Origin of the sequence: Vibrio sp. 10N.222.54.E6 (assembly GCF_041473955.1) — a bacterium.
GTDB classification, from domain to species: Bacteria; Pseudomonadota; Gammaproteobacteria; order Enterobacterales; family Vibrionaceae; genus Vibrio; species Vibrio tasmaniensis_A.
Genome location: NZ_JBFRTD010000036.1, coordinates 105,870 through 129,606 on the forward strand (window position 1 = coordinate 105,870; position 23,737 = coordinate 129,606).

Genomic DNA, 23,737 nt, shown 5'->3' on the forward strand with positions numbered 1-23,737 from the left:
ATGAAGAAAATCGCCATTATAGGTTCAGGCATCTCTGGACTGACTTGCGCACACATATTAGATAAGCACCACGACGTGACCGTATTCGAAAAGAACGATTATGTTGGGGGCCACACCGCTACCGTTGATATTGAACATCAAGGCTCGGCGTTTTCGATAGATACAGGTTTCATAGTATTCAACGATCGAACCTACCCGAATTTCAATCAGCTACTCGCACAACTCGGTGTTGAAAGGCAACCGACCGAAATGAGCTTCAGCGTACACAACACCACAACTAAATTCGAATACAACGGCCATAGCATCAATTCGTTATTCGCGCAGAGGAGTAACATCTTCAAACCTCAGTTCTGGTCTTTAGTGTCTGACATCCTCAAGTTCAACAAACTGTGTAAGGCTCAATTCGAAAGTAACGAGTTCACACCGGATGTTACCTTGGGCAACTTCCTACGTGAAAACCAGTTTTCCGACTTTTTCAGCCAGCATTACATCCTACCGATGGGCGCAGCAATTTGGTCGACAAGCTTAGAGGAAATGGAAGAATTTGAGCTTAAATTCTTCATTCAATTCTTCTACAACCACGGGCTACTCGACATCGCGAACCGTCCACAATGGTATGTAATTCCTAAAGGGTCGCGCTCTTACGTTGAAATCATCCTTTCACGCTTGAACAAATCCGTCGCTTTGAACACATCGATCAAACAAGTCACTCGCAATGAAGCGGGCGTCACGATTGAATTTGAAGATGGCGCTACACAAGACTTCGACGAAGTGATATTTGCTTGTCACTCAGACCAAGCGTTACGTTTACTCGGCGATGCGACAGAGCAAGAGCAACAGGTTCTAGGCGAGATCCCATACAGCCGTAATGAAGTGGTTCTACACACCGATACCCGATTGTTACCAGACAGAAAGCTTGCATGGGCAAGTTGGAACTACATGTTGGATGGCGATAGTAAACGACCTGCCTGTGTGACATACAACATGAACATTCTGCAAGGCATCGAAAGCCAGGACACCTTCTGCGTCACCTTGAATCAGAGCGAAGCCATCGACCCAGAAAAAATCATTCGCAGCTTTGTTTATCATCATCCGGTGCTTAACTCGAACACGGTCGAAGCTCAGCACAAGCGTGAGCAGATTTGTGGCAAAAACCAGACGCACTTCGCCGGCGCATACTGGTACAACGGCTTCCATGAAGACGGTGTCCACAGTGCACTCGATGTGACTAAGCGCTTTGGCCTAGATTTGAGCACGAGTTCAGTACGATGAACACTCACACCATCATATCCGACATGGGGATAGCATCCGAAAAGAGTGAAGAGCTCAGCGGCATTTACTGGGGCAACGTACGCCACCGCCGCTTTGGCGATATTACTCATGAATTTAGCTACCAGTTGTACATGATGGGATTAGATCTCGATGAAATCCCTCAAACAACCACTCGCAGTCGCTTATTCGGTACTCAGTGGTACAACCCGATTCGCTTTGTCGAATCGGATTATCTCGCTGAAAAAAAAGAAAATGTCACGACTGATGAACCTAAACCACTCAAGCAACGTATAGCATCCAAAGTACAACATCTTGGTGGGGTTTGGTCTGAATCAAACCGTGTGACGATGCTGGCTCAGTGCCGTTGTTTAGGGATTTATTTCAGCCCAATCAACTGTTTTTTCTGTTACGACGAGACTGGTGATTGTCGCTACATGTTGGCCGAAGTGAGCAACACGCCTTGGCGAGAAAGACACTATTATCTCATCGACATGCACAAAGAGTTGAAAGTAAAAAAAGAGTTTCACGTTTCACCGTTCATGGATTTAGACATGAACTACTTGTGGAAAATAAAGCCACCAACGAAACGGACGTTAGTACACATCGAGAGTCATCGTAGCGACAAGATTTTTGATGCCACACTAGCACTCTCAAAGCAGTCGGTAACAAAAGCAAACATTAGGAAAACGGTACTGCGGATCCCAGCAATGACAATCAAGGTTGTAATGGGTATCTATTTTCAGGCTCTCAAATTATTTCTGAAAAAAGTACCGTTTGTGGCGCATCCAGACTCAGCGTCTAAAACGCCTTAAAGACGTCTAAATTGAAGGCTTGGGTTGGCCTAACGAGACCAGCAGTTCTAACCATCAGCCAGTAAAACTAAATTTAAAACAATTTCTCAGCGAGGTTTCCATGGAACAGCTTGCAAAACAAAACAACAACGTAGAACAACAAGCTAAAGCCGTTGCTGTTTCAAGCAACTGCAAATATCGAGCTCTAATTTTCAAGGTTCTAGAACGTCTGCAATTCGCAAAACTCGAAGTAATAGAACGAGACAAGCATTCGGTGTTCGGAAACAGAGAAGCGACTTTAAGCGCTCAAATCGTTATCCATGATGCGAGCTTTTATCGAGATGTAGTAATGAGCGGCAGTATTGGTGCATCTGAGGCCTACATTGATGGAAAATGGACCAGCCCAGATCTCACCAAAGTCATTCAAATCATGGCTCGAAATCAAGCACAGTTAGACGAGCTTGATGACAAGACGCAATGGATTTCACGAATCAAAAATCTACTGCTACGCCGTAGGAACGCCAACACAGAGCAAGGCTCTAAACGTAACATTCTCGCCCACTACGACATCGGTAACGAGCTATATGAGCGCTTCCTAGACAGCTCAATGCAATACTCTTCTGCTATCTACAGCGAAGATGCGTTAACTCTGTCGAAAGCACAACAGAACAAAATGAAAACCATCTGTGAGCGTTTAGAGCTGTCTGAATCAGATAACGTGGTTGAGATAGGCACTGGCTGGGGCGGATTAGCGATATTTATGGCTCAGCACTACGGCTGTCACGTTACGACCACTACCATTTCAGATGCTCAGCACGAGCTGGCAGAACAGCGAGTCAAAGCACTCGGCTTAACCGACAAAATCACCCTACTGAAAGAGGATTATCGCAACCTCTCTGGTGAGTATGACAAGTTGGTGTCTATCGAGATGATAGAAGCGGTCGGACATGAATATCTGCAAACCTTCTTTGAAAAGTGCTCTTCTCTGTTGAAGCCTTCAGGAAAAATGCTGATTCAAGCGATTACCATTGCCGACAGTCGTTATGATAAATACCGTAAAGGCGTCGACTTTATTCAGAAGTACATCTTCCCCGGAGGTTGTTTACCTTCGGTTGCCGTGATGACTCAACATCTTGCCACCAGCACCGACCTTGTCGTCCAAGAAATTGATGACATTGGCCTTCACTACGCTCGAACACTCAACGACTGGAACGTCGCCTTTGAAAACAGCTGGGAAGAGCTCGAGTCATTAGGCTATTCAGAAGAGTTTAAACGCCTTTGGGTTTTCTACTTCTGTTACTGCGAAGGGGCATTCCTAGAGCGCGTGATCAGTACTCATCACCTTGTCGCAAGAAAACCTCGTTACTTTGGAGCAAAAGATGAAACGGTTTTGGATTATTAATCTCGTTCTGTTTCAAGCGACCTGGGTTTGCAGCGCCTTCTTTACCGCGCAAGCCCCGTTCGTCACGCCATTGATCGTGGTGGTTCACTTCCTTCTCTCTCCAACTCGCAGTAGCGACTTGAAAATACTCGTCTTATTACCATTGGGGCTATTGCTTGATAGCCTCATGCTCCACTTCGGTATTTTTGCCGTCGACTCTGAAATTGCTAATCAATCTTGGTTTCCAGTTTGGCTCATTTGCCTGTGGATCATGTTCTTAATCAGTTTCAATCACAGCCTGAATTGGCTTTTAAAATGCTCAAAAGTGATCTTGTTTGTCATAGGGTTCGTAGCAGGTACTAGTAGTTATTGGGGAGGCATCAAAGCAGGCGCCCTTCTTACTACTTGGCCAGATGCATCGGTGCTAGCTGCCCTTGCATTAAGTTGGGGGATTTTGTTGCCCTTACTGGTGGCCGCTTACTCCAACTTAGTACAACCCAAAATGGCAACAACGAGGTGACTTATGGCTTTTCCACGCAACCCTACGCAAGCGCTCAATTCTAAGAGCGATAATAGTCGCGTTCGCACACAAGCAAGCGAGCAATCAAGAAATCGACTATTTAGCTTAGTCACCTTAACCCTCATTTGCGCGGCACTGCTATTCGCAGGAAGCGCTAAAGCTTCCGCTGTAGATAATCTAAGCAAACGCGGCCAAGGTGAGATGAGCTACCTGTTTTGGACACTCTACTCAGCTGAATTCTACGCGACCCCAACCAATTCTGAACGCGCGTTAAAGCTTGAATATTACCGTGCGATTGACAGCAAAGACCTCGTTGATGCTACCCAAGATCAATGGAGCAAACTTGGTTACTCCAACAACAATATCCAACGTTGGTTGAAGCCTCTATACGAGATGTGGCCCAACGTAGAAGCAGGAAGCACACTCACTATCCGCGTAACCGAAGACAACGTGAGTCGTTTTTACTTCGATGAGCAGCCTATCGGTATCATTCAAGACAAGCAGTTTGGTGACGCTTTCCTAGCCATTTGGTTATCTGAAAACACCTCTGAGCCCGGTCTACGCAAACAACTATTAGGTTTGAACAAATGAATCCAAAAACAACAATAAAATTTGCTTTGGCACTGTTTTCACTCACTTGGCTAACAGGTTGTGGCTCTGCAAGTTTAGAGAATCACGCAGACACCACGCCAGAGCTCAAGCTGGAAACCTTCTTTGACGGTGAATTGATGGCCTACGGCATCGTGCTTGACCGTTCTGGTAACCTACTACGCCGTTTTGACGCTAAGCTCGTCGCGACCTGGGACGGTGACAAAGGAGAAATCAAAGAGTGGTTTTCTTTTGCTGATGGCGAACGCTCAACACGCGTTTGGAACCTGTTAAAAACCGGCGAAAACACCTATTCGGGTACCGCTAATGATGTAGTCGGTACCGCTTATGGCGAGACTCTAGGTTCTGCTCTGTATTGGAAATACGACTTAGAAATCGAAGTCGACGGCAGCACCTATGAAGTGGTGCTAGACGACTGGATGTTCTTGATGGACGACAAACGCTTGTTCAACAAAACTGAGATGTCTAAATTTGGCTTTAAAGTCGGAGAGGTCATCTTATACATCGAGAAGATTTGATGTAACTGCCGTTTCTAATTGTCAGTTTCCAATCGTTAACTTCATCGATAACTACAGTACGTAACAAAACAGCCCACAACGAAAATTGTGGGCTGTTTTGTTTAATCCCTCGAATAGCATACCTGCATGCTCAAGCCACTGTGCTAAGATGCGCCACCAGCATACAAATGGACTAGACTGACACTAAGCAGTCCCCATTTGTTTCGCTAAGCGTAGATTCCCTACCATGAATAATTGAAAAGGCTTTAAAGCATGAGCAAGTTGACCTCAGCGGAGCGTAAAGCTCGCGACAATGAACGTTTCTCACAACGCGTAAACGACCGCAGAGAAAAAGGCGAAGACGTAGTTGCTTACGCACTGACCAACAAGAAAGCTGTAAAATTCCTGACTAAGTCGGAAAAGAAACGCTTCAATGAAGCGAAAGTCATTCGCCAAGAAGAACAGCGAGTGAAAGATCAAGAAGAGCTCAACAGAATCGAAGACTCATTCACGACCAAACAGTTCGACGACGAGTAATCTGATTTTCAAAAGCGCTGGCGCTATGCCGGCGTTTTTACTTTTTAGTACTCCTTCTTTTTTCCGTCCTGGCTTACATCACTTTCTCAAACCTCAATTCTATCGAGCAATCTTAGTCATGAGCCTCAGCATCTTGGTCTTAGATCTCAGAAAACAAGCTTTCAAAGCCTTACTATCTCGATTCAATTCAACAATCCCGAGTCCCCATGATTTTAATCACCGGATCAAGCAGCGGTTTAGGCGCAGCTTTAGCTAAGCAATATGCGAACGCATCAAACAGCCGTCAGCGCTTAATGATCACTGGCCGCAGCTCACAGCGTTTAGCTGAATTAGCGAAAAGCCTGCCAGCAGATACCGTTAGCCAAACCTGTGATCTATGTGACCCGAACTCCGTGAGCGAACTGCTTGATGCATTGCCAGAAACACCAAAACTGGTGGTTCACAGCGCTGGCAGTGGATACTTCGGTAAGATAGAACAGCAAGATCCAGCGGCGATCAGTGACATGCTCAAAAACAATATCGAGTCCTCGATATTTCTGATTCGCGAGCTGGTTCAGCGTTACAAAGATCAACCCGTCACCATTGCAGTCGTGATGTCGACCGCGGCTCAAGGCGCTAAAGCAGAAGAGTCCACCTACTGCGCAGCAAAATGGGCAGTAAAAGGCTTTATCGAATCGGTAAGGTTAGAGCTCAAAGGTCACCCGATGAAAATCGTTGCGGTTTATCCCGGCGGAATGGCGACAGAGTTTTGGGGAACCAGCGGCAAAGCAATGGATACTTCAAGCTTTATGACAGCTCAAGAAGCCGCTCAAATGCTGCAACAGGCGTTAACCAGCACTGAGCATGGATTTGTATCAGATATCACGATAAACCGCGGTTAACGGTCAAAGAGAGCGTCGAACAGGTAAACAGAGCTATTCGAGCTAATTATTTGTGAGGGTGAGCATGAAAGTGTGCGACAATGCTCGGCGTAAATTCATATTCAAGGTTTATTATGAAACTTCTAGTTCGTAACCTATCGCGCTCTACTGCTGAGCAAGACATCCGTGTTCTATTTTCTGAGTTCGGCTCAGTAAAAGAGTGCAGCCTAGTTTTAGACCAAGAAACTGGCGAATCTAAAGGCTTTGCATTTGTTGAAATGCCAGAGCACGAAGAAGCGAAAGCGGCACTAAACAAGCTAAACTTGTCAAAGCTTGGCAAAAACACGATTCGTGTAAAAGTAGCGAACTCTTAATCGAGTAAACGCTTTATAAGCCACATGGCTTAGCTTAAGCAGCATAAGCGCAGATAATAAAGCCCGTAACGATATTGCGCTGAATAAGCATAATATCGTTACGGGCTTTTTGCTGCTCACGATTCGAATACGCCTACAACCCTTCATGTTCATCAATAGCACGCCTTGCTTCTGCCATTGAACATCCTGATTCCATCACTAACTGCGCGACCGTCATCGAGGGCGTAGCGGCTAACAACGATGCCAAACACACCACAGGCTTAGGCAGCACTTTGTCGATTGCAGTTGCTATCCAATCGTCTTTTTCATGGGTTAACTTGGTTTTAAATTCAATGAGTTGATGATCTTGAGCCACCAACAGCCAGTTGCGTGAACGTCGAACTCGCTTCAACTGGCATCCACACTCAGTCGCATTCGCCATCACTTGGCTTTTATCACTCACACGATGTACAAAACTATTCAGTGGGACACTAAACATAACTCTCTGCCAACCAATCTCTACTAATCATCCAAGCGCTCTCTAACTACCACTCAGCAACTCAAAATTCTCTATCAATAAAATCATGCTTAGAATTACACAGACACAAAAAAACCGCCAGTGATGCGCTAAGCAGCCTCGCGGTTTTTCGTACTTTACAGCCTATTGATCAGAATCAGCACCAGCATCAGCATCAGCATCAGCGGCTAAGCATTTTCAATTCAACATGGATAATCAACAGCAGCTTTTTGAATTGCCACTATCGCAGCAGTTTGAACTCTCCTGACTTCCTCGCTCAAAACCCTCAATCGCATCAGCCAACGCAGTAAATGATTGCTCAATATTGTCACGCGAAGTCGCGATGTTCATTCGCATAAAATGATAACTCTCAGCGCCAAACCAGCCGCCCGGTGTTAATCCCATTTTAGCTTGTTCAAACACCACGCTCTTTAAATCTTCTTCCGAGAAACCTAACTCAGAAAAATCAAACCACACTTGGTAAGTGCCTTGCGGTTGGAAGACTTTTAACTGAGGAATTCGCTGCTCTGAAAATTCGGTAATCCACTTAACTGTGCCTTGCAGATACGCCAACATACCATCTAACCACTCTTCACCCTTTTCGAAGGCAGCAATCGTCGCAAACGTCGTCAAGGCATTACCATGGTCAAGATACATCGCCGCGACATTGGTTTTGAACGCTTCAAATAGCTCATTTTTGTTGGTGTACACATAGCCGTTTGAGATGCTGTGCATGCCAAAGGTTTTCGCCGGAGAGCCAATCAAGGTGATGACCTTGTCGTAATCAAAGCTGGTCAAGCTAGTGAAAGCGTGACCTTCAAAGATAATGTCTGAGTGGACTTCATCGCTGATGATCAGCACATCGTGGCGCTTGGCGATCTCGATGACTTGTTCAATTTCTTGCTGTGTCCACACACGACCTGTTGGGTTGTGAGGATTACAGAAAATCATCGTTTTTACTTTGTGTTCGATTATCTGCTGTTCCATACCATCGAAATCAATGCGGTAACCTTGCTCATCATTAATCAGTGGGCTGTTCACCACCTGACGATTAGCCTTGTTCACCAAGTTAGAAAACTGGTGATACGCTGGCGTATGGATTAACACACCATCACCTTCATTGGTGAATTGACGCAGTAACAACGCGATACCAGAAAGCACACCCGGCACCTGAACGAACTTATCAGCAGATAGGTTCAAGCCATGACGCATTGAATACCATTGAGAAAGCGCTTCAAACACCGCCTGCTCATGAAACTCGTAAGAGTACACACCGCGCCCAACCAAACGATTCAGCTCTTGAGTGATCGGTTCTGCTACCTGAAAATCCATATCGGCAACCCAATATGGGAATACATCGGTGGTGTTGTAAATGCTCTCTAGCATCTCTGGTTTGCTTTTGATAAACGCATGTTCACCGTAATTCGATGCACTGTTAAACGCTGTCATGGAGGGTTCCTCAAATAGTGTGTTTGGTTCTTTTGCAATCAACTGGATTGCCTGAATACCCTTAAGACGATGACAAGGCTCAAAAGACGAAGCTTCCAGAGAAATCTTGTGACTAATTTAAATTAATCTCGCATCTCGACCACAATTTCAGTCTTGACCGAGTTCGCGATAAAGCAGTTTTTGTGCGCTAAATGATGCAGTTTGTCGAGCTGTTTGGCAGTTGGCTTCTTAGTGCCTAAGAACACAATATCAGGTCGCAGAGTCACCTTAGTGATAGACGAGCGGCCAGATTCATCTTCTTCCAGCACACCAATCGCATCATCCACATAAGAGTCGATCACGTACTTCTGCTTTGCAGCAATGCCCAAAAACGTCAGCATATGGCAGCTAGAAAGTGCCGCGATAAACGCTTCTTCTGGGTCGACATTCGCTTCCACCGAAAACGGCAGTGGCACAACATGAGGAGAAGATGAAGCTGGCACAGTGATACCACCATCGAACTCCCACGTATGACCGCGACTGTATTGGTTGTCACTAAAGGCTTCATCGTCACCACGAGCCCAACGAATCACCGCACTATATTCAGACATAATCCCTTCCTCTATCCATTAGTTATCAAATAATTGGTTCTCAAACGACGAGTTATTTAGCGATCAGCAGGGTGATTGACACCATCATTAGTCACCACATCGCCAATATCAAAAGGGTTTACTCCTTCCAAACAACCGATGTTAAATCCATATTCATTGAGGCTTGAGCGGCGTTGGTGATGAGTATAGATACCGCAGTTTGAGCAGAAGTAATGCTTCGCGGTGTGGGTATTGAATTGATAAAGCTTGAGATGCTCAGCACCTTTGAGGATCTTGATACCATCCAGCGCCACAGAGCCTACAATCGCCCCTCTACGACGGCAGATAGAACAATCACAACGGCGTGGTTTTTCTATCCCGTTAGGTAAGCTGAGCTCTAATTCAACCGCACCACAATGGCAGGCTGCCTTGTGAAAAGGTTTGATAACCGTATCTCCGACCTGTTTCATGAGCACTCCTTGTTCTAGTTACTGGTTGCTGGTTACTTTTCACCCATCATATCGTGATTTGTTATTTTGGTAAAAAAATGTGTTTTCCAACAAATATATAGCGCATGTTCTCAACACATAATTTAAGCTAAATCTCGGCACCACTGACTCTACCATCATCGACACAACGATCACTGAGTCGTATTCAAACTATTTAATCTCTTTCTACAGGGCACACCTATATGAATCTCAATCTGATTAAACACTTTCTCGCAGCCTATGACTTCAAGAGTATTTCTAAGGCAGCAGAACATATGAATATGACTCAGCCATCAATGACCGCCGCGATAAAAAACTTTGAAGAGCAGAGCGGAAAGATCATGTTTTATCGCACCAGTCGTTCAATTCAGCCGACAGAAGATGCGCATTATCTTGCTGAGCAATGCCGAGAAATATTAGGTCGGCTCGACTCAGTATTTGAAGAAGAGAGAAAGCTAAAAATCTGCTGCCCAGAAGTGATCATGCAGGCACTCCCTGGCTATGAAGGCGTCTACTTTGTTGAAACTCCCGCCATCGAATACAGCATTTTGGACAAACTAAGAACCGGAGAGGTGGATATTGTTGTCGACGACATCTCTGTTACTGATCACTCCTTTATTGTCGAATCGATCGGCTCCCAAAAGCTCGCACTTGCGTGTCGTAAAGACCACCCAACGATTGGCGATACCATCTCCCTTGAGCAGTTCAAAAACGCCGAGCACATCATGCTGCGCCTAAAAGACAAAAATGTAAGCGCGCTAGAAACCCGAACTGAAGAAGCATTTGAGCGTAACGTGGTTCGAGAAGTTTCCGGTCAATCGAATCTACTGCTGAACGCTCGTAACTCTGACGCGGTGTGTATTGTCAGTGAGTCCATGTTTAATTTAGCAGAAGAGTTAGGGCTAAAAGTCCTCGAACCGCCATTTGCGTTGCGTAACTACGAAATGAAAATGATTTATCACAAACGCAGTATTCAAGATCAGCGACATGCTCAAGTTCGAGAACACATCAAAAAGCATCTAACGCCACCTTCCAAGAAATAAACAAAAACTATGCAAGTAATGAGAAGTCGCAAATAAAGACAAAATAAACCAAATTACATAGATAAAATCTATGTGTTTTATAGTTACTACCCAATGGTTCGCCGCTTAAAAACTGCCTAAGATATCGTCATCAACGAGGCCTATTACACACCCTCGTATCCTTCAACTTTTGAAGAACGACGAAACAGGATGGATTCTGAGTCTGATTCATACGAAATACAGAACCAGGGTAACACTATGAAAAAAACCATTATTGCTCTCTCAATCTTAGCGTCTTGCAATGTGATGGCTCACTCTCATCACGCATCAGAGCGTTTAACTCACGGCGACCATGACCACTCATTCGATATGAGCGAGTACGATGTTGTGCTTTCTAATAACTATGACCCGTTTGCTAATGGCATTGAGTTTCTCTCTCCAACCATGTCTGCTGAGCAGCAAAGTTACTTCCCTTTATCTGAAAATGCCTCGACAAAACTAGCGGGGTCATTCCCAGAAATAATCTGGCGAGGTGAACCTCTATTCACGCCGGAATACAACAAAGAAAACATGGAAAAGGCGCAGCAAGAAGGCAAAATTCATCCAGAGTTAGCAGCGATGGAAGAAGCAATGACCAACCCTGTGATCTTTAAGCTATCAGACCGCATGTACAACGCATTTGGCTTTGAGGGAGCTTCGATCACCTTCCTTCAGGGTGACAAAGGACTGATCATTATCGACGCTGGTTCAACGGCTGAAACCGGTGAAGCCATGCTGTCGGCTTACCGTGACGCAACTGGAGACGAGCGTGAGGTTCATACGATTTTCTATACTCACCACCACCCAGATCAATGGGCAGGAACCGAGGGGCTAGCAACGCGTGAAGACTTCGAATCTGGCAAAATTAATGTCATCGCTCATGTTGATTTCCAGAAGAAAATGAATGAAGAGTCTGGCATTTATCTTAATCAACAGTCGATTCGAACCGCGTATGCATTTGGTGCCTTTATCCCTCATAACAATGACTACGATAAAGGGGTAAACCAAGGTGTTGGCTACCCAGCAGACATCGTGATGCAATCACAAAACAAATCCTTCTTCGCGCCAAATATCTTAGTCGACGATCTGATGATCATGAAGGTAGATGGCCTTACATTGGAGTTTTTCCACACCCCAGGAGAAGCGCCAGATGGTGTTGCACTCTATGTACATGAAACGGGAGACATGGTCGGTGGCGATACCATTCAAGGTGAAACCATTCCAAACCTCTACACCATTCGTGGTACCGAGTACCGTGACGGCCTTGAATGGGCAGACTCTATAGACCGCATGCGCCGCTATCAGCCAAAAACGCTTTCCCTACACCACGGCCGTTCTGCAGTAAGCCAAGAGCGTGTTGAAGATGTAATGAAAGCCTACGCGGATTCACTGCGCTACATGCAAGATCAAACGGTTCGCCATATCAACAAAGGCTATACCATGCATGAGCTTTCGGACAGTATCCGTCTGCCTGAAGAACTCAAAGATCACGATTACCTTCGCCCGTTGCGTGGCTCAGAATATCAAAATGTTGCCAATATCTATGCGGGTAATGTTGGTTGGTTCAATGGTGATGCCAGTGAGCTTGCGAAGCCTGCACACAAAGACATGGCGCAACTTTACGTTGATATGATGGGTGGCTCAGACGCCATTAGAAAGGCTGCGGATCGCATGATCGAGAAACAACAGTACGGTGAAGCGATGCAGATCCTAACGCATGTTATCCGAGTCGATCACAACGATATGTATGCTCGTGGACAAAAAGCCGTTGCGCTAGAGCGTTGGGGTTGGGAACAATCGACCCCGGGTTGGCGTCACTGGGCACTCACAGGTGCAGCAGAGCTTCGCGGAGAACTAGATGGCGTACTCGATACAATGAACTTTTTTGGCGATGCCAGCAAGTTCGTTGAGGCACCAACCGATGATGTGATGTCACTGATTCCAACTCGCCTAATAGCCGAGCAATTGAACACCAACGAGACGCACGTCATCAACCTTGTTGTGGATGGAAGCCCATACCTTGTCAACGTGTCTAACCGCACAATGGCTGTCGACAATGGTTTTAGCTCTGAGAGCGCCGATCTCACCGTCGATATGTCAAAACAAGACCTTGTTCACTTGTTCTTAGTCAAAGACATCAATGTTGAAGAATCAACAGCGAAAGCAACCAAGGGCGATATCAAGCAACTTCAACGTTTGGTTGATGTGATTGATACCTTCTCTCCGTTCTATCTACACCTTCGTTAACCCCAATAAATAACCCGTGCCTCATTCATTTGAGGCACGATAAGAGGTGCCCATGATAGACAAAGATACTTTTATCCCAAGGGCGTTAGCGGTTGCCATCGTTGTATTTCTTTTACTTGTTTAACTCGGAAATTAACGACTCGAGCTGACGTAATCGCCAAACCGCTCAAACAGAAAATCCAAAAACAGTCGGATACGCTTCGGCTGATATTTCTTGCTGATGTACACCACATTCAAGTCGGCGCTCGACACCGACATCGCGGTATTGAAGTTTTTCATGTAGCCATTAAGCAGAGTCACAAGGCGTTGGTTATTGATGTCATCTTGCACATCCAACACCGATTTAAGCGCAATGCCCTCACCTTTTAATGCCCAGTAGCGAATCACTTCGCCATCGTCTGAAAATCGCTTCGGCACAACCGTCACCGACTTCTTCATATCATTGTCTTGGAAGTGCCATGTCTTGAGCTCTTCATTGCTACGCAGCATGGCTAAACAGTCGTGTTCGACCAAATCTTGTGGTGTTAACGGTGTTCCATGTTTAGCAAGATATTCAGGAGAAGCGCACAACACACGTCGGCTTGGTGATAAGCGTCTGGATATCAAACTGCTGTCGACCAGTTCACCATAACGAATCACGATATCCATGCCAGATTCAGCAATGTTCGAGAGGTTATCGTTCAAATACAGGTAAGGAATAACGTCCGGATACTGCTGGCAAAACTCCGAAAGAATAGGAAGAATGTACTGCTTTCCGATGTCTTTTGGCGCGGCAATCTTTAGCGAGCCTTTGACTTCTTTTACGCCATTTTGAATCAGGTTTTCGGCCTCACTGACGTTGTCTAAAATCTCCAAACATGCCTTGTGATACAACTCCCCAGAGTCGGTCAAAGACACATGACGCGTGCTTCGATTCAACAACTTCACACCATATCGTTCTTCAAGCGCCTGCAGCCTTGCTGTCATGGTCGCAGGAGAAAGCCCTAACTCTCGCCCAGCCGCAGCTAACCCGTGATGCTTAACAATGCTCACGAACATCGCCATATCTGAAAACTTATCCATACGATTCTCGCTTCCACCTCTTCGTCTTACTTCTCGATCTTAATGCTCGATTTGAATACTCAGCCACACTATTCAGTTTAACCGAATAATGAATTTATATTTTAACCAATTATCAAATTTAGTCGAATAAATATAATGGCAAACATCAACAGAACAACGCAGGAATTCAGAGCATGACTAACGAATCGACTAAACAAGAGAAACACACTTTCGTCATCATTGGTGGCACATCAGGTATCGGCAAAGCACTAGCGATGCAACTAAGAAACGAGAACAACACGGTACATATTGCCAGCCGACACACCGGCGTTGATATCACGGATGAAAAGTCGATTTGTGAATACTTCGAATCGATTGGCGTGTTTGACCACTTAATCGTAACGGCTGGCTCATCCGCTCCCGCAGGAAAAGTAACAGACGTAGCAACCGCAGACGCTAAGACAGCTTTTGACACTAAGTTTTGGGGCAGCTTAAACGTAGCCAAACATGCCGCTCGTTACATGACACCAAACGGCTCTATCACGTTCACAACTGGCATGTTGTCACGCAAGGTTGTGGCAGGCACTTACGTAAAAACCGCCATCAACGCCGCACTAGAAAGCGTAACCAAAATACTGGCGAAAGAGCTATCCCCCATTCGAGTCAATGCCGTTAGCCCGGGTTTAACCATGACGGAAGCCTACAAAAACATGGACGATTCCGCTCGTACAAGCATGTACGACAACGCCAAAAACAACCTACCCGCAGGCAAGGTTGGCGAGCCTTCAGAGATAGCCATGGGTTACCTGTTCGCAATTAATAACCCATACGTCACTGGGTCAATCATCGATATCGATGGCGGCGCTCTACTCGGCTAACACTCCGCAAAGAAGCAAAGACATAAAGAACAATCGTTAGGGCGTGTATCTCACGTCCTAACAAACAAGAATTTACATAGGTAGATCATCATGAAACAAGAAACTGTCCACCAAGAAACTATCCATAAAGAAACTACCCATAAAGAAAAGATTCCATTCCAAGTTTGGATACTGACACTCGCTGCATTTGCAATCGGCACGGCTGAGTTTGTTATCGCAGGCATTCTTCCACAGATCGCCACATCACTTTCAATCACAGAAGGTCAAGCTGGCTACCTTATCAGTGCTTACGCGTTGGCTATCGTTATCGGCGGCCCGATCTTAACCATCTACCTAGCACGTTTTAACAAGAAGATGGTGCTGATTGGCTTAATGGCACTGTTCATCATCGGTAATGTCTTATCAGCCCTTGCTCCTAGCTACCCACTTCTACTTGCCAGCCGTGTTATCGCAGGCTTAGTGCAAGGCCCTTTTTATGGTATCGGTGCGGTTGTTGCAACCAACTTAGTGTCTGAAAAAATGGCAGGTCGTGCCGTTGGCCAGATGTTCGCAGGCTTAACACTCGCTAACGTTCTTGGCGTTCCAGCTGGTACATGGGTCAGCTTGCAATTCGGTTGGCACACCACTTTCTTTACCGTGGCAGCACTTGGCACTATCGCGATGCTTGCCATTCTGACTTCGATTAAGTCGACAGGTCACAGTGAAGCGAAGGACATCAAAACTCAGCTTCTAGCGTTCAAAAATCCAATGTTACTGATCAGCTTAGCAATCACCGCTTTTGCTTGGTCTGGCTTCATGACGCTTTACGGCTACCTTGCGCCAATCGCCATGCACATCACAGGTTACAGTCAAGAATCAGTGACTTGGATCTTAGTGATAGTGGGTGTTGGCTTAATCATCGGTAACACCTTGGGCGGACGCTCTTCAGATAAAAACCTAGGCAAAGCTTCAATGTTTTGGGCTATCGCGATGATCATTTCATTGGTGGTAGTTGGCCTTGTGGTAGACAACAAAATCCTCTTCGTTGCAGCTGCATTTGTCTTTGGTATTGCATCATTTGCGAACGTCCCTGCCATGCAACTTCGAGTAATGAACCACGGTGGCGAAGGGCAAGAGCTAGCAGCAACTGCGAATATCTCAGCGTTTAACTTAGCCAATGCCTTTGGTGGATTCCTTGGTGGCATGGTACTCGACAGCCAACTAGGCGCAGGCATGATTCCGTTCGCAGCCGTTGTGGTTCCTATCGTCGGCTTGTTCTTAATCGCTAAAGCTAACCGAAAAGAGAAACCACAAAGCAACTCAATATTTGCACCCACAGAAGCTAAATAATTTAAGAACTCCGTAACTTCAAAGTGCCAATTCATTATCAAACTGGAATTGGCACAGCACTAAAAATTCATAAAGGTAGAGATCATGAACAAGTTATTCGAAACATCAGAACTGAAAGGCCTAGAGCTGCAAAACCGTGTGGTTATGGCACCCATGACACGCGCTCGCACCAGCCAGCCTGGAAACGTGCCAAACGACATGATGGCGACTTATTACCAACAACGAGCAAGTGCAGGGCTAATCATCACTGAAGCCACACAAATTTCAGATGACTCTCAAGGTTACTCATTCACACCCGGCGTCTATACCGATGCGCAAATCGAAGGTTGGAAATCAGTAACAACAGCAGCAAAAGAGCAAGGTGCCGCGATATTCTGCCAACTATGGCACGTAGGCCGAGTATCACACCCTACCTTTCAAAAAGGCGAGTTGCCGATTGCACCTTCAGCACTGGCACCTATAGAAACGCAGGTTTGGATCTCTGATGAGAATGGTAACGGCAACATGGTGGATTGCATCCAACCAAGAGAGATGACCCAAGCCGATATCGATCGTGTTGTTCAAGATTTTGCTAACTCAGCGAAAAAAGCAGTCGAGGCAGGGTTCAACGGAGTGGAAATCCACGGTGGTAATGGCTACCTCATCGATCAATTCCTAAGAACCAATTCAAATAAGCGCACCGACAACTATGGAGGCAGCCGCGAGAACCGACTTCGTTTTCTAATCGAAGTGGTGGATGCAGTGATTGATGCGATTGGTGCCGATAAGGTGGGTGTTCGTTTAGCTCCGTTCATCACCTTCAAAGACATGAACTGCCCAGACATCGTGCCAACTATTTTAGAAGCTTCAAAGGCGCTACAAGCACGCGACATCGCTTACCTGCATCTATCAGAAGCAGATTGGGATGACGCACCTGTGATACCTGAAAGCTTCCGTTTAGAGCTAAGAGAGCTATTCTCTAACACCATCATCGTTGCTGGCAGCTACACACCAGAACGCGCCGAAGAAGTGTTAAGCAAAGGCTACGCCGACCTCGTCGCATTTGGTCGCCCATTCGTTGCGAATCCAGACCTCGTATCACGCCTACAAAACGGCAATGAACTATCCGATCTTGATGGCGCCACTCTGTTCGGCGGCAACGAAAAAGGCTATATCGATTACCCTGCGTTGTAGTGATAAAGCATTAAACAAACACCAAGCCTGCAGAGTACTGCAGGCTTAATTGTCTAGAAACGTGACCGAGCCGATACCTTTTTACACTCGAAAATCCAATTGCACATTTCAACTTAAACCACTGTTATATTTGAACTTTACACAAAAATTAATTATAGAAATATCAATAATAATTCCGATTTAAACGGATAAATGAGGACTCTCCATTGTTCAATGTAGGACAGGTTTACAATCGACGTACAGATATACACGGTCATTACAAAGGTCAGCAATATGGCGGTATCGCGACGCCGGCTGCTCACCCATATGTGTTTATCTTCACTAGCGATGCTGGTGAAGAATTTGGCTACTCTGATGGTTTTAGTGCAGACGGCACTTTCCGATATACAGGAGAAGGGCAAGAAGGTGATATGCAAATGGTTAAAGGAAACTTGGCCATCTTTGAACACCAAAACAACCTCAAAGAGATTCTCTTATTCGAATCAGTCTCAACTGGCTTCGTAAGATTCGTCGGTGTTTGCAACTACATCTGTCATCACATCGAACAGCGCCCAGACAAGAACGATCAACTCCGTGATGCAATAGTTTTCCATTTAGATATCGTCCCTCAAAGTATCGGAAACATCATTCAATCTCCGAAAGTTTCATACCTTACTAAGCCGACTAAAAGTAAGTCTCTGAAGCAATTACGAGACATTGCGTTAGCTTCAACGCCACTAAAAGCTGACCCCAAAGAACAACTCACGCATGTGAAGTACCGCAGTGAAGCAATCAAGCTTTACGCAAAGAAACGAGCAAATGGGCTTTGTGAAGGTTGTGGTGTGCCCTCGCCTTTTGAGACCAAGTCAGGTCCTTACCTAGAAGTGCATCACCTGACACGGTTAGCTGATGGTGGAGCTGATTGCCCTGAAAATGTAATTGCACTCTGTCCGACTTGCCATCGTAAAGCACATTACTCTGTGGAAGCTGCAGATTTCAATGCGAAACTCATCGAGAAAGCACTAAAAATTGAAGAGAATCTGTTGTAAACATTTTCGACAGGCAAAAGAAAGGCTCGCGTGACTAGTGCGAGCCTTATGCAGTTTAGGGGGTAAACCACAATCTGATATTAATTTGGGTAATTATTTAACTTATGAGCCAGTATGCACCTGTGCGCATTGATGTACTATTTTTATATGATTCATCGCGATAAATCAATCGATAAAAGTTAGAGTTTGGTCAATTTAAACCATACAGATTGAAATGATTTAGCGATCTACATCTCGAAAATCATCATAAAACCCATAAAAATCAGATCTATAGGCTTCTCATTTGCCAGTAGCCTTCACCATTGGTCGAGAGTTGGCTGTGTAAATAATCAAGCGTATCTGCGACTATTCCTGAAATGCCTTGTGGTGGGTTGAATAACAACAAACCACTGCCGATTAGGCGATCATCACCCTTAGGGTCTCGAAGGCGAAGCTCCGACTTAATCGGACTTGGCAGCAAACCATCTTTCACTGCAGTAACACAGTGATTCAGAATCAGTGAGCTCTTGTCATCCGTGTAAAGCGGGTACCAAATTAGTGCAGATACCTTATCAGATTGTTGATACGCCTTAACCAAGGCATCGATCACCGCGAGATATTCAGAATCGGTTTCATAGGGAGGATCGATAACAATCAGGTGATGATTATCGTGTTTTGCTACGTCATCAGGCAACGCTTTAAGCCCATCACCCGCGGAAATAGTCAGCTTGCTTGAGACATCAAGGTCACGTTGTAACGTCTCAATATTAGTTTGCAGTAAATCAGCTTCATCTTGCTGAATGTCTGAAAAATAGAAACTATCTTGGCTACGGCCTTGTTGGTAAGTGATGGCTGCTGAGCCCGGATAGAGAGAGATAAGTTGATTCGGATTGTAGTATTCCAGCACCGACATAAATGAAGCAAAGGCCGGAGGAAGATAAGCTTTATTTCGCCACAAGTACCCGACCCCTTCTGCAAACTCACCCGCGTGATTGCTTGGTGCGGTAGTTAAATCATAACAGCCTGTACCTGAGTGGGTGTCGATAACATTCAGGCGTGAATGCTGCTGCATTAATGATTTAACCAGTGCACTCAATACTGGATGCTTGAGTGCATCACCGTGGTCGCCTACATGACATTGATGTCGATATTCCATTCCCTTGCCTCATTTCTACTGACGTCATATAAACATACTTCATATAATGAGGGCTTGCCTGCTCAATCCATTGTTTTTTTAAATAGGCTCACTTTTCTCTAACCAGTTGACTCTTATAAAAAATAAAGCCCTTCGTCTTGCTACAAACGAAAGGCTTTGCTGAACTCACTCGTTGGTCAATGAGGACTAAGGCTGAGCGCTATCCAATTAGAAAACTTAAGCAATCAGGAAACTAAGGATACTCACCCTCAACTTCTACTACTGGTTTCACCTGATAGTGACAAGGCTGTAGGCCAAGTAATTTAGGTAGGGTGATGCCTACTGAAATGGAGGACCACGTACCGCTGACAATACCCACAACGAGTGCAATAGCGAAACCTTGCAGTGCCGCGCCACCCAGTAGCCAAAGCGCAGAGACGGTTATTAGAGTTGTTCCTGAAGTCACCATGGTGCGTGAGAAGGTCGCTTTAACTGATTCGTTAAGCAGGTTGTCAGTATCACCGCTTGGATTGCCACGCAGCATTTCACGAACACGGTCGGCAATGATGATCGAGTCATTCAATGAATAACCCAAAATCGCCAACACAGCCGCTAACACAGTCAGGTTGAACTCAAACTGAGTAAAAGCGAACAGACCCAAGATAAGCGTCACGTCATAGATGATCGCGGCAAGGGCACCGAGTGCTAAACGCCATTCAAATCGTACACTCAGGTACAGCATGATCATTAGGAAACACACCAATACCGCCAAGCCACCTTGGTCAACCATGTCTTGACCCACTTGAGGGCCAACCACGCTGCTGTTAAGCACTTTTACTTGGTCACTTACAGAAGACAAAGCATCCACTAAGTTTGGCTGTGGAGCGTCTGTCAGTTGACTGTAACGAATTGTCCAGCGATCCTGTTCTGCCATACCAACCACTTGTACGTCTTGTTGGAAAGCCGTATCAAGTTTGGTTTTTAACGCATCTTTGGTTACTTGATCAGAGAGCTGAACCTCGGCAACCACACCGCCAGTAAAGTCCAAGCCCCAGTTAAAACCTTTCACTGCCACCAGCATCACAGAGCTCATGAACAGCACAATAGAAATCACAGACATCACCTTACGAAGGCGAGTCATGCTGCTGTTTGAAATAGTCATATTTGAAATACTCATGCTTAAATTCTTACATCGTGGCGTTGGTCACGCCCCCAAACCAAATTGATGATCGCTCGTGAAGCAAAAATGCCCGTGAACATACTGGTTAGAAGGCCTAAGCCCAGTGTCAGAGCGAAGCCCTGAATCGGTCCATTACCAATGGTATATAGAGCCACAGCAACGATCATGGTGGTGACGTTAGCATCGAAAATAGAAGAGAACGCACTGTCAAAACCACGATCGATGGAGCTAGCAAAGCTGCGGCCTTCTTTCATCTTGTCTCGAATACGTTCGAAGATAAGCACATTGGTATCTACCGCCATACCGACGGTCAGTACTAAACCCGCAATACCCGGCAGAGTTAATACCGCACCCGGTAGCAGCGCAATCAAACCAAACAATGTGGTCATGTTAACCACCAATGCGCAGTTCGCGACCCAACCAAGACGGCGGTACCATAGCGCCATAAACGTTAGCGTAAGGCCAAGGCCAAGTGCCAAAGCAGCAAAGCCGTTAGTTACGTTTTCAGCACCCAAAGATGGGCCAATGGTACGTTCTTCAATGATGGTCACTGGCGCAGTCAATGAACCCGCACGCAGCAGTAACGCAAGCTCTTGCGCTTCAGCCAAGCTGCCAGCACCAGTAATTCTGAAACGACTACCCAGTTGAGACTGGATGTTTGCCACACTGATCACTTCACTGTCTTGCTTGCTGTTGCCCGCTCTATCACGACTGTATTCGCTGTACACGGTTGCCATTGGCTTACCGATGTTATGACGTGAGAACTCGGACATTTTCTTACCACCAGAAGAATCTAGGGTAATGTTTACTTCTGCGCTGCCCATCTCACCAATGCCACTACGAGCATCAATAATGTGTTCACCGCTCAGTACTGCTTTGCGAGCGACAACGACACGATTGCCATCTGTATCTTTTAGCGTTTGAGTATTACGAGTTGCATTGTCGTAAACAGAGTAGAACGCCAAAGATGCGGTTGCACCAATCACGTCTTTTGCTGCTGCAGGGTCTTGAACACCTGGCAATTCAATACGAATACGGCTTTCACCTTGGCGTTGAATCGATGCTTCTGTGATGCCTAATTCTTCAATACGGCTGCGCATGATTTGCAGGTTTTGTTGAACTGTTAGGTTGCGTAGCGTTCTTTGCTCTTCTTCAGACTGAGTTAACGTCAGTGACTTATCTGAACGATCACGTAGCCAATGTGGGAACTCTTCACGAATCAGCTTTTGTGCTTTTTCGAAATCGGCGTCGGTACGGAAATCAAACTGAACCTGGTCGTTGACCACTTTACCGCGTGCATAACGCACCTGACTGGTCACCTCGTCGACCATCGCTTGAGCTTGTGCGTGGTAAACCGGTTCCATGTCCACTTCTAATAAGAACTGCACTCCACCGCGTAAATCTAGGCCTAGCTGAATCGGTGCAAAGCCCATGTCAGTCAGCCATTTAGGTGCTGCTGGCTCCATCGCTAGCGCAACCGTCGCGTTGTCGAGGAAGCGCTCATTGAGTACTTCTTTGGCTTTCGCTTGTTGCTCAGCATCTTCTAAGATGACCACTAAACGTTTGTCTTTTTGAAAGGCTGATTTGGCTTGAATGCCTTCGCTAGCAAGATATTGCGTCACTTGAGTGGCGTCGATCGTCTGCTCAGAGCGGTTACTGATTTGAACCGAGGCATCTTCGCCAAACCAAGAAGGTAGAGCGCTTAGAATCATGATGATGATGGTGGCAATAAGCACCACGTATTTCCACTTTGAGTAGTGGTTAATTTGTTTTCTTGGAATGCGTTTTTTCACAGTCAAGATCTCTTCTTTTTACCAATCACCGTAAACACGTGCTCAAAAATAGCGCCGGGAAAAAGCAGTGATCGAGCGTTTTAACCAGCTAGGATGGCCAGTTATTTACTGCGATTGGTATAACTAATGTTTTGCGAACACAAACGACAACTAGTCACAACCAAAACAAGCTGATTGAGTAACAGTGAGGCTAATAATTGTGTGTCGCTATATTGGGTTAATTGGCGAGTTCAACGAGCGCGAGGCGATCATCGATACGACCAATTTAAGGTCAAACGATTAGCTAAGAAGTTCTCGGAAATGCGAGTATTGAATGTTGCCCTCTTTCCACCCAGAAAGCCGGGAGGACGGAGAACTCACAATGCTGGTCCAGTGCTGCTTGGAATCCAACAACGGCGTGTTGAAGAGCAGAGAAGCCAGTAATGAAGGGGGTGAAAAGTCGATCAGTAGATGATAAGCAGGCTCAAGATCGGCCACGCTTTCTTGCTCGTTACTGAGCATACGTCTGAAGTTTGCAGCTTGGAGGCTCGACTCGGTGTCATGATAGTTGGAACTGTCACCATAAGGCACGGTACCAAACGGAACCTTATCGCACTCTAAGTAGCTCGACGGATTATCCGTAGCGGCTTGTTTACACTGTTTTATCGAGGAAGATTGTTCATTCTGTGAAGATTGCTCTTGAGCCGAATGAATTTGAAATGGCTTAGAAGGGAACGAATAGCCGTTAGAGTTCACTAAGCCAAAGCTCAGTAAAAACAACATTAAGACTAATCGGGTACCTAATTTAAGCAATCTAATATCCAAACAACATTCTCGTAGATCGTCAATCTACAATACAAATGAAACGCTGTCTTGATTTAAAACATTTTTTTAGAAAATGATACGATGCAACCGATTAGGCACTCACGGCATTTAGATTTATATACCTCAAAAAGAGCTCAACAAAGCTTGGTGCATAGATATTATGAATGGTGTAAAAACAAGAAAGCCAAGCGATGTGCGCTTGGCTTTGGGTTAAGTGTTTCAGTCTGCTTTAGGCTTTAGGCTTTA

General features: G+C 45.6%; 24 protein-coding genes. 15 read left to right on the forward strand and 9 right to left on the reverse strand.

Annotated elements, in window-relative coordinates; translation table 11 throughout:
- The 9 genes from AB4513_RS20140 to AB4513_RS20180 all read left to right on the forward strand — a co-directional run bounded on the left by AB4513_RS20140 (position 1) and on the right by AB4513_RS20180 (position 6,841).
- Complete coding sequence (locus AB4513_RS20140; RefSeq protein ID WP_102257686.1) at positions 1-1,272, forward strand: NAD(P)/FAD-dependent oxidoreductase; 1,272 nt, start codon at positions 1-3, stop codon at positions 1,270-1,272.
- Positions 1,269-2,084, forward strand: a complete 816-nt coding sequence (locus tag AB4513_RS20145) for a DUF1365 domain-containing protein (protein WP_102257687.1) — start codon at positions 1,269-1,271, stop codon at positions 2,082-2,084. The genes AB4513_RS20140 and AB4513_RS20145 overlap by 4 nt, the downstream gene beginning before the upstream one ends.
- A 100-nt stretch (positions 2,085-2,184) precedes the next feature.
- On the forward strand, positions 2,185-3,465 hold the full coding sequence (locus tag AB4513_RS20150) for a cyclopropane-fatty-acyl-phospholipid synthase family protein (RefSeq protein ID WP_102257688.1): 1,281 nt from the start codon (positions 2,185-2,187) through the stop codon (positions 3,463-3,465).
- Positions 3,443-3,964, forward strand: coding sequence for a DUF2878 domain-containing protein (locus AB4513_RS20155; protein ID WP_102257689.1), 522 nt, complete (start codon positions 3,443-3,445; stop codon positions 3,962-3,964). The genes AB4513_RS20150 and AB4513_RS20155 overlap by 23 nt, the downstream gene beginning before the upstream one ends.
- A gap of 3 nt (positions 3,965-3,967) precedes the next feature.
- On the forward strand, positions 3,968-4,555 hold the full coding sequence (locus AB4513_RS20160) for a chalcone isomerase family protein (protein ID WP_102257690.1): 588 nt from the start codon (positions 3,968-3,970) through the stop codon (positions 4,553-4,555).
- The gene (locus tag AB4513_RS20165; RefSeq protein WP_102257691.1) at positions 4,552-5,091 is read left to right on the forward strand and encodes a DUF3833 domain-containing protein; all 540 of its coding nucleotides are present in this window, start codon (positions 4,552-4,554) and stop codon (positions 5,089-5,091) included. Before AB4513_RS20160 ends, AB4513_RS20165 begins: the two co-directional genes overlap by 4 nt.
- 252 nt (positions 5,092-5,343) lie before the next feature.
- Positions 5,344-5,607, forward strand: a complete 264-nt coding sequence (locus tag AB4513_RS20170) for a hypothetical protein (RefSeq protein WP_017098840.1) — start codon at positions 5,344-5,346, stop codon at positions 5,605-5,607.
- Between the two features lie 206 nt (positions 5,608-5,813).
- Positions 5,814-6,488 (forward strand): SDR family NAD(P)-dependent oxidoreductase, encoded by a 675-nt coding sequence (locus tag AB4513_RS20175; RefSeq protein WP_102257692.1) that lies wholly within the window; start codon positions 5,814-5,816, stop codon positions 6,486-6,488.
- 113 nt (positions 6,489-6,601) lie between these two features.
- Positions 6,602-6,841, forward strand: coding sequence for an RNA-binding protein (locus AB4513_RS20180; RefSeq protein WP_004732698.1), 240 nt, complete (start codon positions 6,602-6,604; stop codon positions 6,839-6,841).
- A 133-nt stretch (positions 6,842-6,974) separates the two neighbouring features.
- Here AB4513_RS20180 and AB4513_RS20185 read toward each other — a convergent pair whose 3' ends face one another.
- The 4 genes from AB4513_RS20185 to AB4513_RS20200 all read right to left on the reverse strand — a co-directional run bounded on the left by AB4513_RS20185 (position 6,975) and on the right by AB4513_RS20200 (position 9,825).
- Complete coding sequence (locus tag AB4513_RS20185; protein WP_012601239.1) at positions 6,975-7,319, reverse strand: ribosome recycling factor family protein; 345 nt, start codon at positions 7,317-7,319, stop codon at positions 6,975-6,977.
- 234 nt (positions 7,320-7,553) lie between these two features.
- Positions 7,554-8,786, reverse strand: a complete 1,233-nt coding sequence (locus AB4513_RS20190; protein WP_102257693.1) for a MalY/PatB family protein — start codon at positions 8,784-8,786, stop codon at positions 7,554-7,556.
- A 122-nt stretch (positions 8,787-8,908) separates the two neighbouring features.
- On the reverse strand, positions 8,909-9,376 hold the full coding sequence (locus AB4513_RS20195; protein ID WP_009846073.1) for an OsmC family protein: 468 nt from the start codon (positions 9,374-9,376) through the stop codon (positions 8,909-8,911).
- Between the two features lie 56 nt (positions 9,377-9,432).
- Positions 9,433-9,825 (reverse strand): GFA family protein, encoded by a 393-nt coding sequence (locus tag AB4513_RS20200; RefSeq protein ID WP_009846072.1) that lies wholly within the window; start codon positions 9,823-9,825, stop codon positions 9,433-9,435.
- Between the two features lie 221 nt (positions 9,826-10,046).
- Here AB4513_RS20200 and AB4513_RS20205 point away from each other — a divergent pair, with 221 nt between their 5' ends.
- The gene (locus AB4513_RS20205; protein ID WP_009846071.1) at positions 10,047-10,886 is read left to right on the forward strand and encodes a LysR family transcriptional regulator; all 840 of its coding nucleotides are present in this window, start codon (positions 10,047-10,049) and stop codon (positions 10,884-10,886) included.
- A 237-nt stretch (positions 10,887-11,123) separates the two neighbouring features.
- Entirely contained in the window at positions 11,124-13,151 is a 2,028-nt protein-coding gene (locus AB4513_RS20210; RefSeq protein WP_232281799.1) for an alkyl sulfatase dimerization domain-containing protein, read from the forward strand.
- Positions 13,152-13,283: 132 nt separating this feature from the next.
- Here AB4513_RS20210 and AB4513_RS20215 read toward each other — a convergent pair whose 3' ends face one another.
- Complete coding sequence (locus AB4513_RS20215) at positions 13,284-14,213, reverse strand: LysR family transcriptional regulator (protein ID WP_009846069.1); 930 nt, start codon at positions 14,211-14,213, stop codon at positions 13,284-13,286.
- Positions 14,214-14,386: 173 nt separating this feature from the next.
- On the opposite strand from AB4513_RS20215, the gene AB4513_RS20220 reads away from it, so the two are divergent.
- From AB4513_RS20220 to AB4513_RS20235, 4 genes are all read left to right on the forward strand, one after another.
- Positions 14,387-15,070, forward strand: a complete 684-nt coding sequence (locus AB4513_RS20220; RefSeq protein WP_009846068.1) for an SDR family oxidoreductase — start codon at positions 14,387-14,389, stop codon at positions 15,068-15,070.
- A gap of 90 nt (positions 15,071-15,160) precedes the next feature.
- Positions 15,161-16,399 (forward strand): MFS transporter, encoded by a 1,239-nt coding sequence (locus AB4513_RS20225; protein WP_009846067.1) that lies wholly within the window; start codon positions 15,161-15,163, stop codon positions 16,397-16,399.
- 84 nt (positions 16,400-16,483) lie between these two features.
- Complete coding sequence (locus tag AB4513_RS20230; RefSeq protein WP_009846066.1) at positions 16,484-17,572, forward strand: alkene reductase; 1,089 nt, start codon at positions 16,484-16,486, stop codon at positions 17,570-17,572.
- A 206-nt stretch (positions 17,573-17,778) separates the two neighbouring features.
- Positions 17,779-18,600 (forward strand): HNH endonuclease signature motif containing protein, encoded by an 822-nt coding sequence (locus AB4513_RS20235; RefSeq protein WP_009846065.1) that lies wholly within the window; start codon positions 17,779-17,781, stop codon positions 18,598-18,600.
- A 268-nt stretch (positions 18,601-18,868) separates the two neighbouring features.
- Here AB4513_RS20235 and rlmJ read toward each other — a convergent pair whose 3' ends face one another.
- The 4 genes from rlmJ to AB4513_RS20255 all read right to left on the reverse strand — a co-directional run bounded on the left by rlmJ (position 18,869) and on the right by AB4513_RS20255 (position 23,449).
- A complete protein-coding gene (gene rlmJ, locus AB4513_RS20240; protein WP_009846064.1) occupies positions 18,869-19,735 on the reverse strand; it encodes a 23S rRNA (adenine(2030)-N(6))-methyltransferase RlmJ in 867 nt (288 codons plus the stop codon).
- Positions 19,736-19,967: 232 nt separating this feature from the next.
- Positions 19,968-20,891, reverse strand: a complete 924-nt coding sequence (secF, locus tag AB4513_RS20245) for a protein translocase subunit SecF (protein WP_009846063.1) — start codon at positions 20,889-20,891, stop codon at positions 19,968-19,970.
- A 2-nt stretch (positions 20,892-20,893) separates the two neighbouring features.
- A complete protein-coding gene (gene secD / locus AB4513_RS20250; protein ID WP_009846062.1) occupies positions 20,894-22,693 on the reverse strand; it encodes a protein translocase subunit SecD in 1,800 nt (599 codons plus the stop codon).
- A gap of 273 nt (positions 22,694-22,966) precedes the next feature.
- The gene (locus AB4513_RS20255; protein WP_009846061.1) at positions 22,967-23,449 is read right to left on the reverse strand and encodes a hypothetical protein; all 483 of its coding nucleotides are present in this window, start codon (positions 23,447-23,449) and stop codon (positions 22,967-22,969) included.
- Positions 23,450-23,737: the final 288 nt, after the last annotated feature.